This window comes from Corynebacterium sp. ACRQJ (assembly GCF_022346045.1).
Taxonomy (GTDB): domain Bacteria; phylum Actinomycetota; class Actinomycetes; order Mycobacteriales; family Mycobacteriaceae; genus Corynebacterium; species Corynebacterium evansiae.
On sequence record NZ_JAKRMT010000027.1, the window covers coordinates 1 to 12,780 of the forward strand.

The 12,780-nt window shown below is 57.2% G+C and carries 21 protein-coding genes; 16 read left to right on the plus strand and 5 right to left on the minus strand.

What is annotated here, in order from left to right:
* Positions 1 to 160: 160 nt before the first annotated feature.
* The 4 genes from MHX52_RS09850 to MHX52_RS09865 all read right to left on the minus strand — a co-directional run bounded on the left by MHX52_RS09850 (position 161) and on the right by MHX52_RS09865 (position 3,387).
* Complete coding sequence (locus MHX52_RS09850) at positions 161 to 1,309, minus strand: site-specific integrase (protein WP_239318025.1); 1,149 nt, start codon at positions 1,307 to 1,309, stop codon at positions 161 to 163.
* 98 nt (positions 1,310 to 1,407) lie between these two features.
* Entirely contained in the window at positions 1,408 to 2,499 is a 1,092-nt protein-coding gene (locus tag MHX52_RS09855; RefSeq protein ID WP_239318026.1) for a type I restriction enzyme HsdR N-terminal domain-containing protein, read from the minus strand.
* The gene (locus MHX52_RS09860) at positions 2,496 to 2,897 is read right to left on the minus strand and encodes an ImmA/IrrE family metallo-endopeptidase (protein WP_239318028.1); all 402 of its coding nucleotides are present in this window, start codon (positions 2,895 to 2,897) and stop codon (positions 2,496 to 2,498) included. The genes MHX52_RS09855 and MHX52_RS09860 overlap by 4 nt, the downstream gene beginning before the upstream one ends.
* Positions 2,881 to 3,387, minus strand: a complete 507-nt coding sequence (locus tag MHX52_RS09865) for a winged helix-turn-helix domain-containing protein (protein ID WP_239318030.1) — start codon at positions 3,385 to 3,387, stop codon at positions 2,881 to 2,883. Before MHX52_RS09865 ends, MHX52_RS09860 begins: the two co-directional genes overlap by 17 nt.
* Before the next feature lie 109 nt (positions 3,388 to 3,496).
* On the opposite strand from MHX52_RS09865, the gene MHX52_RS09870 reads away from it, so the two are divergent.
* From MHX52_RS09870 to MHX52_RS09885, 4 genes are all read left to right on the plus strand, one after another.
* On the plus strand, positions 3,497 to 3,769 hold the full coding sequence (locus tag MHX52_RS09870) for an XRE family transcriptional regulator (RefSeq protein ID WP_239318032.1): 273 nt from the start codon (positions 3,497 to 3,499) through the stop codon (positions 3,767 to 3,769).
* A gap of 97 nt (positions 3,770 to 3,866) precedes the next feature.
* Entirely contained in the window at positions 3,867 to 4,733 is an 867-nt protein-coding gene (locus MHX52_RS09875) for a ParB N-terminal domain-containing protein (protein WP_239318034.1), read from the plus strand.
* Complete coding sequence (locus MHX52_RS09880; RefSeq protein ID WP_239318035.1) at positions 4,733 to 5,251, plus strand: hypothetical protein; 519 nt, start codon at positions 4,733 to 4,735, stop codon at positions 5,249 to 5,251. The genes MHX52_RS09875 and MHX52_RS09880 overlap by 1 nt, the downstream gene beginning before the upstream one ends.
* A 68-nt stretch (positions 5,252 to 5,319) precedes the next feature.
* Positions 5,320 to 5,490 (plus strand): hypothetical protein, encoded by a 171-nt coding sequence (locus tag MHX52_RS09885; protein ID WP_239318036.1) that lies wholly within the window; start codon positions 5,320 to 5,322, stop codon positions 5,488 to 5,490.
* Positions 5,491 to 6,175: 685 nt separating this feature from the next.
* On the opposite strand, the gene MHX52_RS09890 is transcribed toward MHX52_RS09885, so the two are convergent.
* Positions 6,176 to 6,844, minus strand: coding sequence for a hypothetical protein (locus MHX52_RS09890; protein WP_239318037.1), 669 nt, complete (start codon positions 6,842 to 6,844; stop codon positions 6,176 to 6,178).
* Between the two features lie 108 nt (positions 6,845 to 6,952).
* Between MHX52_RS09890 and MHX52_RS09895 the strand changes: the two genes are divergently transcribed.
* From MHX52_RS09895 to MHX52_RS09950, 12 genes are all read left to right on the plus strand, one after another.
* Positions 6,953 to 7,183 (plus strand): helix-turn-helix domain-containing protein, encoded by a 231-nt coding sequence (locus tag MHX52_RS09895; protein ID WP_239318038.1) that lies wholly within the window; start codon positions 6,953 to 6,955, stop codon positions 7,181 to 7,183.
* Positions 7,180 to 7,446 carry a hypothetical protein gene (locus MHX52_RS09900; RefSeq protein WP_239318039.1) on the plus strand — a complete coding sequence of 89 codons (267 nt, stop codon included), beginning with the start codon at positions 7,180 to 7,182 and terminating at the stop codon, positions 7,444 to 7,446. The genes MHX52_RS09895 and MHX52_RS09900 overlap by 4 nt, the downstream gene beginning before the upstream one ends.
* Before the next feature lie 430 nt (positions 7,447 to 7,876).
* On the plus strand, positions 7,877 to 8,164 hold the full coding sequence (locus tag MHX52_RS09905) for a hypothetical protein (protein ID WP_239318040.1): 288 nt from the start codon (positions 7,877 to 7,879) through the stop codon (positions 8,162 to 8,164).
* Entirely contained in the window at positions 8,149 to 9,033 is an 885-nt protein-coding gene (locus MHX52_RS09910) for a YqaJ viral recombinase family protein (protein ID WP_239318041.1), read from the plus strand. Before MHX52_RS09905 ends, MHX52_RS09910 begins: the two co-directional genes overlap by 16 nt.
* The gene (locus MHX52_RS09915; protein ID WP_239318042.1) at positions 9,034 to 9,519 is read left to right on the plus strand and encodes a hypothetical protein; all 486 of its coding nucleotides are present in this window, start codon (positions 9,034 to 9,036) and stop codon (positions 9,517 to 9,519) included.
* Positions 9,506 to 9,859 carry a hypothetical protein gene (locus tag MHX52_RS09920; RefSeq protein WP_239318043.1) on the plus strand — a complete coding sequence of 118 codons (354 nt, stop codon included), beginning with the start codon at positions 9,506 to 9,508 and terminating at the stop codon, positions 9,857 to 9,859. The genes MHX52_RS09915 and MHX52_RS09920 overlap by 14 nt, the downstream gene beginning before the upstream one ends.
* Positions 9,860 to 9,920: 61 nt before the next feature.
* On the plus strand, positions 9,921 to 10,175 hold the full coding sequence (locus MHX52_RS09925; protein WP_255721547.1) for an HNH endonuclease: 255 nt from the start codon (positions 9,921 to 9,923) through the stop codon (positions 10,173 to 10,175).
* Positions 10,153 to 11,055: a hypothetical protein gene (locus MHX52_RS09930; protein WP_239318045.1), complete on the plus strand. Its 903-nt coding sequence runs from the start codon at positions 10,153 to 10,155 to the stop codon at positions 11,053 to 11,055. The genes MHX52_RS09925 and MHX52_RS09930 overlap by 23 nt, the downstream gene beginning before the upstream one ends.
* The gene (locus MHX52_RS09935; RefSeq protein WP_239318047.1) at positions 11,037 to 11,576 is read left to right on the plus strand and encodes a hypothetical protein; all 540 of its coding nucleotides are present in this window, start codon (positions 11,037 to 11,039) and stop codon (positions 11,574 to 11,576) included. Before MHX52_RS09930 ends, MHX52_RS09935 begins: the two co-directional genes overlap by 19 nt.
* Positions 11,577 to 11,581: 5 nt before the next feature.
* Positions 11,582 to 12,076, plus strand: coding sequence for a single-stranded DNA-binding protein (gene ssb, locus MHX52_RS09940; protein WP_239318049.1), 495 nt, complete (start codon positions 11,582 to 11,584; stop codon positions 12,074 to 12,076).
* 183 nt (positions 12,077 to 12,259) lie between these two features.
* The gene (locus MHX52_RS10445; protein WP_370642248.1) at positions 12,260 to 12,469 is read left to right on the plus strand and encodes a hypothetical protein; all 210 of its coding nucleotides are present in this window, start codon (positions 12,260 to 12,262) and stop codon (positions 12,467 to 12,469) included.
* Positions 12,459 to 12,686: a hypothetical protein gene (locus tag MHX52_RS09950; RefSeq protein WP_239318053.1), complete on the plus strand. Its 228-nt coding sequence runs from the start codon at positions 12,459 to 12,461 to the stop codon at positions 12,684 to 12,686. Before MHX52_RS10445 ends, MHX52_RS09950 begins: the two co-directional genes overlap by 11 nt.
* Positions 12,687 to 12,780: the final 94 nt, after the last annotated feature.

The following is a 12,780-nucleotide window of genomic DNA, read 5'->3' on the forward strand; positions in this document are numbered from 1 at the left end:
AACGCACTAATACACACCAAAATACTAAACCCCTACAAACGGCAAAAACCCCGCCCTACCTGCTGTTTATGCTGGTAAGACGGGGTAAGTAAAAAGTGGGCTATCAGGGACTCGAACCCCGCGTGGCCACCCACCATGACCAGCCCAAACACCACGAAAACTAGAAATTTGACGACAAACTGACGACGCCAGAAAAACTTTCATCCATCCGACCACGCAACCCATCCAAATCATCATCAAACAATGCAGCGTAGGTATCGAGGGTCATCGCAGCACTTGCATGCCCCAACTGACGCTGCACTAACTTCACGTTCGCCCCGGAGCTGACCATCAGCGAGGCAGCCGTATGCCGAAGATCGTGCAACGTAACCCGGTATGGCAGCACCCCATCGTTGACACACTGCGCAACTCCCCTCTGGAACCAGTGCTTCGACGAATACGGACGGGGCATTGGTTCCGCCCCATTAGAGAAAACCCATGCAGACGGCAGCTTGGCCGCACAGTGGCGACGGAGCATAGTGAAAATGAACTCCGGGGCGGTCACGGTGCGCTGTTCTTCGGTCTTAGGTGTACCAACAACGGATTTTCCGTCGACCCACACGGCGTTACGCTCGATGTGAATTCTTTTTGCCTTGAAATCAATATCTCCCACCTGTAGCCCGGCCAGCTCACCAAAACGCATTCCAGTGGTTGCCAGAACCCACACCACAGTAGGGTGCTCTACAGCTTTAGCGAGGTTTGCGACTTGGTCTCGAGTGAGGAATCGCTGTGGGCTTTTCGCTTTCTTCGGCAGTGGGAACCCGCGTGCGGGGTTGGTGCGGATGATGTTGTCTGTCACGGCGAGGTCAAGCGCACCCGCTAAGGCGGTGAGGCAGTGGCGCTTTGATGATCCACTCATGGGCTTCATCGCTCCCGTCCACTGGCCGTTTTCGTCTTTTTGTGCGTAGTCGGCGACTTTGAGGCTGGCTAACCAGTCGCGAACAGCGGATTGGGTTATTTGCTGTGGTGTGAGGTGGCCCCACTGTGGTCGGACGTGCGTGTCTGCGGTTGTGGCGAGCCGGGCGCGCCATGAGGGTTTCCATTCGGAGATGCGGAAAAGCCGGTCAATAAGATTGTTGATTGTGACGGTGGATCGTTCTGGTTGTTGCCATTCGCCGGTGTGGATTTTGGCGGCGTTCTTGTCCGCCCAGGCTTGCGCCTTCGCCTTGGTCTCGAAGCCGCGTTTGGTGCGTGACTTGCCGTCCGGTGATCGGTATTGGACGCGCCACATGTGACCTTTGGCGGTGGCGTACTTTTTGATGGAGGCCATGCTAGGTTAGTCCTTGTCGGTAAATTTGTGCTGCTGACATTGTTGCCTCGGTTCTCCTTGACTTTGGTTTGGCAGGGGAACCGAGGCGCTGCCGTTTTCTACTGCATGTCGCGCAATGCGCGGCACCGCTTGCGAATAAGTTCCGCATGCTGATAAATATCGGTCACTCCAGATAGATCAAATTGGTGTTCGTTCCTGTCGGCATCGAAGATCACGATCCGTGGCACCTTGCGATCCATCCACAACCGAGCAATGGGCTTACGGTTATTGTCCTGGTAAAGAACAGCACAGTAGGACTTCGCGTCACGCATGAAGACATCTTCTGCGGGAACCTCTGCGCAGGAGATAGCCCGAATGATATTAAACGCCTGGATTTCCTCCTCAGTCGTCACGATGCCGTCATCGGCAACAGCGATTTCTTCCTGGGGTTCGGTCGGTGCCTCAGCAGCAACCGTGGCAACCTCCTTTGGTTCATCGAGATTCTGAGCATCTTGCAGCCTACGGTTCGCCTCATCCTTGAGGAACTGGCTCTGTGCTGTGGTGACGAGCTTTGTGAATGTCTCCAGGTTTTGTGCTGTCATGCGACGGGTAGTGACACGAGCGGCAAGAGATCGCACCCAGTCAGCGTCAGGTGTCTTGAATTGCGACGACAATACCTTTTTGATTTCCGCAACATACTTCAGTTGCTCTGCACTTGCTGCAATGGTCTCGGAGTCGAAGCGAGACTTGGTGCACATCTCGAGATGGGGGAAAATCCGCGCGTCGACGTTGGAGAGGTTCAGCGTCATGAATGGTTTTTCGTCCATTCGATTCGCAGCGTCGAGCTGAGCATAGAACTCGTACACTTCGCCGTTTGTTAGGATCGCGAACTCTGTGTCGGTCACGTTGAAATAGCGGATGAGCTGATTCGCATGGTTGAGGCTGAGGGGCTCGCCGATCTTTTTACATTCGATGAGGAATCGGAAGTCGTCGCCAGATTTAATGGCGAAGTCGACCTTTTCACCCTTCTTGATACCGATGTCGGCGGTGTATTCGGGGATGACCTCACGGGGGTCTGTGACGTCGTAACCCAGGACTGTTGAAATGAAGGGGATGATGAAGGCCGTTTTGGTTGCTTCCTCTGTTTCGATGATTGGTTTAAGCTCGCGAACCTTGGATGCGAGGGCGTAGATGGATTGGTCGATACTCATGCTGCTATTTCTTTCAGGACGTTGGGGTGTTGTTTGAGGTAGACCTCGAGGATGTGGGGTGTGACCTCGAGGTCAATGGCGAGACTGTGGAAGTCGTTGCCGTGCCAGGGGGCGAGGTGCTTTAATTCGTCGTCTTTGATGAGGAGTTTCGCGGCGAACCTGTCGGCGCGTTCCTCCTGGCGTTGGTCGAAGTTGTCGTGTCCGGTTTTTCGGTCGTTGTATACGGCGTGCCCGAGTTCGTGGGCAAGCGTGGATTTATAGTCCCACACGGCCATGTCGCGCATGGTGGATATCACGCGGAGGCTGGGGGAGTACCAGCCTTTAGGGGGACCGTGGTGGTGACGTAGCTCCACGCCCATGAGGTAGGCCATGTCGTGTAAATCATGGATCGAGGTCATCCAGCGTGCCTCCTACTTCTGGGGAGCTATCGGCTACCGCATCGTCCGGCATGCCTGCATCGTATGAAGAAGACTCGACATCGGGGGTAGAGGTGTTCGATTTTCTACGGGCTGCCAGCTCGTCGACGGGGTGGCTAGATCGACCCATGACTTCCTGCACGAGCGCCAGTTTCTGATCTGCGCCAAGAATGTCCTGTGCTAGGTGGTATACAAGCTCTTCTGGTGTGGCGGTCGCCAAACTCTTCCCGCCATCGTCGAGGTAGTCAAATATTTCACTGACGCTTACGTGCCCGAGCTCTTGGAGAGCGATTACGGGATTGATCTCAAATCCGCGAGCGATCGTGATGATGTCGTCTGCGGTAAGCCCTTTTGCCATGCGGGAGTTGGTCGCATTGCGGGAGATGTTGAGCTTGTCCGCGATGTCTTGAGCTGTGATGCGCTTTCCAGACATGGATGAGAACCAGTTTTTGTAGCGGTCTGCGTTGGTCATGTAATCCATACTAGTGACCACAAAAGTTGTCAGCAAGTGGGGGTTAATCAGGGGTAATGCCAACTCGGGTGCCCCCGCTGTAATTCCATCCTTGTCAGATTGGCGCCGCGTGACATATTCTTTTGTCAGTCACCAAGAAAGAGGTGAAACAGTGACAACATTCCTTATCAGTCTTGATGAACTTGAACGTGTAAAGCGTGTCAATCGACTGGCATCGGCAGTAGACCTAGCTGCATACACAGGAGTTTCCCGGAACACATGGAACAAGGCTCTCAAGACCCGCAAGCCAACACCGCAAATTCTGGACGCGCTGGCATTCATGGGAGCCCGGCCAGAAAAGGTGCTTATCGCTCTTTCAGAGGATGACCTGCAAGCGGCATAAGAAAAGCCCCTGCGGGAACAGGGGCAAAAAGAAGCACTAAGTAAAAGGATAGCAGATGAAAATTAACGGCGTTAGTGAGCATGCAAACTTCTACCCAATGCTCAATGAGGAAGCGCTCGCGGAACTCGCTGCAGATATTGAGGCGAATGGCCAGCGTGATCCGATCATGGTCAATAAGGATGGTGTTCTTCTCGATGGTCGCAATCGTCTAGCGGCTTGCGAGCGCCTCGGAATCGATCCGCTTATTGAGTTCTACAAGGGTGACGATGAGGGTGCGTTTGTGCGGTCGTCGAATGAGCGCCGCCACCAGCCGACTGGCTCACGGGCTATGTCCACGGCATTGTCGCTGCAGGCTGATGGGTTGCGTGGCGACGGTCGATGGAAGCGCGGAAGTTTGGAATATATGCCCGAATCCGGGCATACGAAGTTCAGGAATCGACTGCAAGAGGCTGGCCGTGTTCTCGATGAACTCCCAGAGCTCGCCCAATCCGTAGTTGATGGTGAAATCGCCCTCGACGACGCTTACGGAAAGGCGAAGGCTAAGCGCGCCGCCCGCGAAGCGGAAGAGCGTGCCCGCGTCGAAGAAGCCCGCGACGAGCAAGCCCGCGAGGACAAGGCAGGCCGCTACTTCGACAACCACCCCGAAGCCCAGGAATGGCTGAACTCAAAGCCTCAAGGAACCTTCGAGACCATGCGCGGAGCCTACGCGGCATACCTCGAACATGACCGCGAAGCCCGCCGGGCGGAGCAGGAAAAGAAGCGCAAAGAAGAAGCGGAGCAGCGCGACCACCGCGTGTTCATCGAACGCCATAAAACCTACGTCGAAACCTTCGTTAAGGCCTTCGAGTTCGGCCTGATGATGGCGACATTCCCCGCCCGCGATGAAGTCCTCGACGCGATGGAAAAGCACGACCGCGAACGATTCCTAGAGATCGAAAACAAGTACCTGAAAGGACGCGACTAATGGCCGCCGACTACACCGAACTACTAATGAAGCGCCTCGACGAGGCACGCCCTGACCGATACATCGCGAAAGACTGGATCGACCGCGTTGCCGACTCTATCCCGGTCGATGTAGCGCAGGTGGAAGACCTCGCACGGGAACTACTGCGCAGCAAGGCGCGAAGCATTGAAGAGAAGCGCACTAGCTCCGGGAACGCGATGGCTCGCGACTTCCACATCACAGGCCAGCAACCGCTGGATTGGCAGCTCGCGGGAGAGTCCCCAATCAGCTTCTGGAACACGATCCTGGTCAACGGGAAGCCAAAGAAGGTGCGCGAGCGGGTGAAGTTGTCCTGCGCCTCGGTTCGCGACCTGCAGCTATGGGCTGACACGGAGCGTAAAGCCGCGAACGCCGACCACGCCGCCCGCATGAAGACTGTCGCAGGGATCGAGCAATGGGAGGCGGAGATGACGCGGTTGGGCGCGTTGTCGTGGGGCGCGTATCAGCAGGTCGTTCAGTCCGGCGAGGCGTCCGCCTAACTCCCGCCCGGTTCGTCTGGGAGAGGAAGCCTGGGCGAGCCCGCGACATAAGAGAAGAGAAAGTGCACATGACAAACTCACTCGACTATCTACAGAGTCTCGCGCATGGCTACGAGTCGCACATCTGCAATGAACTGCTGAAGGAACACCGCGACATGGACGCCATCAACCGTGCCGTCGAAGATCTCCGTGAGGTGCGGGTGCAAATCGACGAGCAGATTTCCGCGCTTATGGAATGAACCATGCCTAACTGATCTGGTTCGTCTGGGAGGGGAAGCCTGGACGAACCCGCCCTGGGTAGACCTACCCCCATGGTGCAATTCCTGGGCAGGGCACAAGGGGCTTTAGTCCCGTGTTTTTTGAGAACTGAATAGTGCATAGCGCCGTCCTATTACGGGGCGGGATGACATGCGGGTGAGCGCCGGGTCTTAGACGCGCCATGATTCCGTATGCCCTGCTCTACACCACTGGTTCGGGTTGCGCCGACCGGTGAGGTAACAGACGAGCGCGAATACAAATCCCCAGGCTCATATTGGTTTTTGCACGCGATCACCAGCCACGCCAGATTTTTGGCGCGTGCTGTGTGACGTGCAGGCGGGTTCGACTCCCGCTGTGGGCACTAGGGGTGCGTTAAATGCCGGTGCCGACCTGCTTTCCCCGGCTAAGCAACCACCATGGGCAGATTCGCCTTTCTGACTGCCCTGCGCGCTGCGCACCCCTTTTCACCACCCACACGCCGAAATCACGAGAGGAGGAATTGTTGATAACGCTGATCCCAGGAAATCTCACTACTAGGGAATGCCTCATTGTTCATGAGGTGCTGCAACGCATTAAACAGAGAGTCCTGGAAGGGCATCCATCTGGCCAAGTGATAGATCAAGCCCTTACTCAGACTGTAGAGCAAGGTACTTGCAGGCCTCCCGTTTAAGCCCCAGGGGCGAACAGTTCCCTAATAGTGTTGCCCGCCGAGCTTAATGACGGAAGGTTATTCACAGCATACGGGTATACGAAGTTATCGAATACACGCTTCCACCTGGACTTATCGTCACTCTTCAAGGAGATGATAGCTAGAGCGCCGAGCAAACGTTCATAGGATTGCTCAAATGCGAAATCGCCAAGCACTTCTAAATCGTCGATACAGCACCGCATGTGGTTAATGACGGTGAACGCGGAATCTTTAACACTCGCTGGTAGCGAACCATCCTGCGTCAGTTCCTCAATGATGACTTCAAGATACGATCGGAGGTTCTCTACTTTTTCGGCTTGTGGTGCGGGAATTAAGTCGCGCAGCATGAATGCCAATGTGCTGAGATGATCCCGTGGTGTCTGGGGGATATCACCGCTTCCCACAGTTCCCCAGCTTTTTGGATAGCAAAAGAGAATCCTTCGCCATTCTGGAAGATATCGGCGATACACCTCGGTCTGTCCACCTGTTGAGTCCAGACGATCTAACAGTTCACCGATCTGTTCAATGAGCCGAGCTGCCCGCATGTGTTCAGTCAGTTCATCATCTCCTCGACTGAGCCTTGCTGAAGTGGAACCATCATTCCATTTATTGAACACGTCGAGTAGAAGCTGCGCTGGATTTGCCATACCCAGAATCTTAACCAACCAAACAAACAGCCCCCTCTTTTTCACCTACCGCGAGATAAAGGAAAAAAAGGGGGCTTCGTGTTGCCTTACCTGAAAGGGGAAACACCCATGAATCGTAACAGATACCGCGACCTGATGGACGACATTGAAGCCGTCCTGGGCGAGCGTAAACGAATGCTCACCATCGACGAGTTCGCCGCACTCAGCGGGCGGAACCGTCAAACCGTGTGGCAGTGGTGCGCATCCGAAAAGCTGCCAGCCACACAGACAGTGAGGGGCGGACGCTACCTCATTAACTACCGTCAGTTGCTTGATTTTTTCCCGGAGGTTGCGGCATGAGCCGTCACGATCACACCCCAATCCCGAATCGCATTATCCCGCCAACTCACCCGGCTATCCAAGGCGCGCAGCGGAACTTGATCGCCGAGATCGACGAGTGGCTAGACGCAGACGATGGCTACACCGACGACGCGGCGCCCTACGAGTTGGATGACGAGCAGCGGGTGGATTTGTTCGACCTGCTCGCCGTATCACTCGCGGCGATGACCTTTGCGGGAACGATCCTGCTGATCGCCTGGCACCTCGGAAAGCTGTTGATCTAAATGCCCCTGATTGACCCGTACGACCACGATGACAGTACGCCGCCGCCCCCGTTCTGGTTCAGCCTGGGCTTTGCCGTCGGCATGGGCGTGATCCTCATCTGCGTGATCCTCCTGACCTAGAAAGACCACCATTGAAAGACCTAGAAACCCAGCTCGCGGACATGAAGCTAGATCGCTTGATTTCCGCGACACATTCCCAGCTGCTAAAGACGGACGACCCGCTGGCCGCCTACACGGCTGAATTGCTACATCGGCTTCCACGTCTGCGTGACCGTAACCGCGAGCTACAGCAGCAGCTAAGCCGAGCGAACCACCCGCGCCCCGGTATGGCCGCCGACCGGCTACGGAAGAAGGTTCGTGAGGCAACCCGCTCGCAGCGCGCTATCTGTAATCACCTAGACGCACTAGCAAACGAGATCAGGTGATCGCGGTGCGCGAGATCAAGCAAGTACCGATCCCGTCAGGGCTACAGGCTGCACTGGCCGCCAAGCGCGACCGCCTGGGCAGCGATCTGATTGTGGAGCTCACGGGGATTTCGCCAGCCCAGCTCAATGAGTGCTGCAACCCCGTATCGCGTCGCAACACAATGTTTATTTCCACGCTAGACAAGCTCGTGACCCGCCTCGAGCTAGACGTGAACTTCATCTACGAGGCAGAGGCGGAAGCCAAGCGTCTTATAGAAGAGAAAGGAGCGTTGCCATCATGCCGCAACGCCTAATTAGCTTCGACACCGAAGAGTGGTTGGAGCAGCGCCGTGAGGTTATCACGGCTACGGAAATTGCAAGGGCGATCCGGTCGCCTAAATATGCCCGCGAGCTGCGCGAAGAAAAGCGCACCGGCGAGCGAAACTTCACCGGCAACCGGTATACCGAGTGGGGTAAGGAGCGCGAGCCCATCATCGCCAAGCATGTCCGCATGCAGATCGACTCGAGCCTCGAAGCCAACGACGACCTGTGGGTGGACGATGCCGGCCTGATCGGCGCGACACCTGACATGGTCGATCGTGACTGGCGCGAGGGGCAGCCGATGGAGTTAATCGGCGAGATCAAGACCGTTGGCGCCCACCGCGACTGGGGCGACGGAGATATTCCTGGCGTGTACTACGACCAGGTGCAGGTGCAGCTGTATGTGACTGATGCGGACGAGTGCCTGTTTGCCTGGGAGCCGTACACGGTTGAGGGCGACGAGTTCAAGCCCGGCGAGGTGCGCAGCTGCATCATTCGACGCAGCGAGAAGCGCATCAAAGAGCTAATCACCTTCGCCCACCAGTGGCTCGAAGGCAAGACCCCGGCCACCCCGGACGTGTCCTTCGAGTTGGCGCAGATCAAGAAGCTGACCGACATGAAGGCTGGTATCGAGGCAGAGATTAACGAGCTGCGCGCGCAGATCATCGGCGCCATCGGCGACGAACCGGGCAGCTGGGAGTATCCCAGCATTGGCCTGGTGACCATGACGAAGCCGAGTGTGCGCAAGACCTTCGACTCCAAGAGGTTCCGTGAAGATCATGCCGACCTGGCTGACCAGTACACGGTCGAGAAGGAAACAAAGCCGTCCCTGCGGCTGACATTCGAGAAGGAGGTGTCCTAAATGGGTAATCAGATCAACCTGGACAACTATGAACCTGTCGAGGAGCGCATTATGCGCTTCAAAGACACGTACCCGAACTACCGCATGACCAGCGAGGTTGTGGACATGCGGGGCGAGGTGGGAGCCACCCGCTGGGTCGTGAAGGTGGCACTCTATCGCAACTTCGAGGACGAGAAGCCACTGTCCGAAGGGCACGCCTTCGAGGTCGACGGCGCTGGCATGACACAGAAGGTAGCCGCGCTGGAAACCTGCGAAACCTCCGCACTGGGACGCGCGCTGGCTAATGCCGGTTTCGCTGGCAATCGCCGCGTGACACGCGAAGAGATGATGAAGCCGAAAATCCAGGAGCTTACCGACCGGGCGAATACCTGCAAGACAGAAGCTGACCTGAAGAAAGTGTGGAGCGAAGCGATGGAGCTTGGCGTTGCCAACCACTTGACATTGGTTGTGAAGCGGAGGAGGGCGGAAATCAATGGAGCCTCTTAACCCTGTCCAGATCGAACGCGACCTACGCACCACGAACGAACGCATCTACAAGGGTGTTGAGGTTGTCTCGAAGGCGTACGCGGACTACCTCGACGCGGAGCGCGACTACAAGAACGCCTACGCCATGGCCTACCTGGCAGCCGAGGGCAGCATTAAGGACAAGGAGGCCAAGGCAGAAGTCGCCACCGAAGAGAAGCGCGCAAACCGCGACGTAGCCGACGTTGCCCATAAGCGAGCGAAGGACACGTTGCGAGCCGTCATGGGCGAGCAGTCCGCACTACAGACCATGGCTGCAGGCATTCGTCAAGCTTATGCCGGGAGCGGTCATGGGCAAGCGTAAGACAATGCCGTTCGAGGTGTGGATATATGTCCACGAGCGAGCGGAGGGCGCCTGCGAGGCGATGATCCCCCGCGTGTGCGTAGGCGCTGCGCAGCACTTCCATCACCGCAAAATGCGGTCGCAGGGTGGCGAGCACACCGTTGAAAATGGATTGCGCATTTGCCACGCCTGTCACTCATTCATTCATGCTAACCCCGCTTGGTCTTACGAGCGGGGTTTGTTGATTCGTGGCCGGGACGAGGTTACCTGGCCGCCGAAATACTACCGAGGGGTTTACAGAAAGGAGGAAGAAGATGGCTCGAATCAGAACGATTAAGCCCGAGTTTTTCACATCGCCAGATACGGCCAGCGTCTCACACACAGCAAGGCTTCTTTATGTGGCCATGTGGTGCCTTGCCGACGACCACGGGCGCGGAGAGATGAACATGCTTCAGCTCCGCGCTTTTGCTTTCCCGGAAGAGGATCAATGGCTCGACTCTGAACTTCAGAGGCAAGGCACGGAATTTCAGTGTCTTTGCAAGGAAGTTGTGGACGGCTTCGGAATCGACGTTTACAAGCACCGGGGACGCACTTTTTACAGCATTCCCAGCTGGGACGACCACCAAAAGCCTCAACGGCGCGCGAAACCGAAATATCCAGCGCCAGATGATCCAGATTCAACCCCTGACCAGCGGTTTAGTGGCAATGAAGGAACTTCAGTGTCTTTGCAAGGAACTTCAGTGCCTCCGCACGGAAAAACACCCCTAGGAACAGGGAAAGGGAACAGGGAAAGGGAACAGGGAAATATATCGTCCGAAGCAAGTTCGGACTCGTCCGCCCGAAGGCCGGACGCGCGCCCGAACGAGTACCCACCCGCATTCGAGGATTGGTGGAAGACCTACCCACGCCGTCGCAACGCCTCGAAGAAAGACGCGGCGAAGCAATGGCGCGAAGCAACCAAGTCGATCGACCCCGAAGAACTGCTCCGCCTCACTGCCGCCTACGCGGAGAACCCCGGCGTGGACGATGCCCGATACATTCCCCACCCGCACAAGTGGCTCAAGGATCGTCGCTGGGAAGCAATCGAGGAAACCGACAAGCCCACCGCGCCTCATAGCCGATTCACGCCAGAGGCACTCGCGCAGCGTGCCTTCGGCGGAACCAGTCAGTCGGACATCATCGAAGCGGAGGTGCTGCCATGGCAACTCGAAGCATGAGCGACGACCACGCCCTGCAAATCGCCTTCAAGGTCATCTCGATCCTTAAAACCGCGCTTCCACAGCACATGCCCCGCATGGAGGACGAGCACCAAACAAAGATCGTCGCCACCGTCTATGCCGACGTGATCGCCAGAACGCACCTACCCGCCCGCGTGTTCCAGGAAGCCGCGCTGTGGATCACCCGCACTCATGACGGCGACCGGCAGATTACGCCCGCGCTGTTCCGCCAGGCGGTGTGGCGCGCCAACGAGGAGCTGTCCGCCGACCCGGATTACCGGCAGGTGCGTGAGCAGATCAGGCAGAAACGCGAGCAGCAACGGCACCTGCAGATGGGGCTTACTGCCGATGGGCGATCCCCGGAGCTATGCCAGCGGGCGGGGAATGTCGACCAGAAGGCTGTAGAAGCGACGAAGAAGCGCCTCGGGCGTAAGTGGGCGCTAGAGGCGGGAAAGTCCGCGAGAGACGGCAACCAACAAGAATCTGACGCCAACCAAGACCAATCAACCATCAAGGAGTAGAAAAAATGACCCACATGACCGTAACCGGCAACCTCGCCAGCGACCCGGTACTGCAGCACAGCGTAGAAGGCCAGCCCTGGGCAGGGCTCACCGTCCTATGGAGCGAGCGGGAGAAAAACAACTCCACCGGACAGTGGCAAGACACGCCCGTCATCGCCGTCAAGGTGTCCTGCTTCGGCACCCTGGCAGCCAACGTCGCGCACAGCCTCAAGAAGGGCACGCGCGTGACCGTCACCGGCAAGGTTCGACCGACCGCATGGCAATCCCCGAATGGCGAGCAGCTGCAGATCAAGATGGCCGCCGACTCGGTGGCGCCTGATCTGCGCTGGGCGGTCGCAGGTGTGCAGAAGGCCACGACAAACCAGCAGAGCGGACAGCAGCAGAACAGCTTCAGCCAGCAGCAAAACAACCAGGCAGGATTCGGCCAACAACAGGCCGACCCGTTCGCCGACCAGCCCGCCAATCAGCAGCAGGGCGACGATGGAAACCCGCCTTTTTAAGCAAGAGAGAAACCAATGGCACGCACAAGACAATCAGCCAAAGCAGCCGGAGCCAGGTTCGAGCGACAAATAGCCGACCATCTCCGCGACAACGTCAGCGAATACATCGACCGCCGCGTCAAAACAGGAGCTAAGGATCGGGGGGACATCTCCAATGTTCGATCCCATGGCGAGCGAGTGGTCGTGGAATGCAAGAACACAGCCCGCCCAAGCCTCGCCCAATGGATCGACGAAGCGCACACCCAAGCGGGCAACGATGACGCAGCAGTAGGTGTAGTGATCCACAAGCGCCACGGCGTAGCAGACCCAGGCCGCCAATGGGTCACTATGACTGTCGATGACCTCGTGTTCTTCCTCACGGGCGAACTGCAGGAGTCGCGCTATGAGCCATGACCGACACCACCCAGTAACCAACTACGACCGTGCGATCGACATCGCCGCCTACATGGACGAAGTAGGCGAAAGCCTATTCGAGCTCGTGCACCAGCTACACGTCGCCGGCCTCATCACGCCCGACCCTGGCGAGAGCAGCGTTACCTACTACGACCTTTACGAGCCGGACGATTTGGCACCCGTTTACCGGCCAGAACCTAAGGAGGATGCTTCATGACCAGCAACCAGGAGCGCTTGGAAGAACTACGCCAGCAGGCTAAAACTCTCGCGGAGCAGATCGAACAGCTGGAAGACCAGCTCAACAACACGCC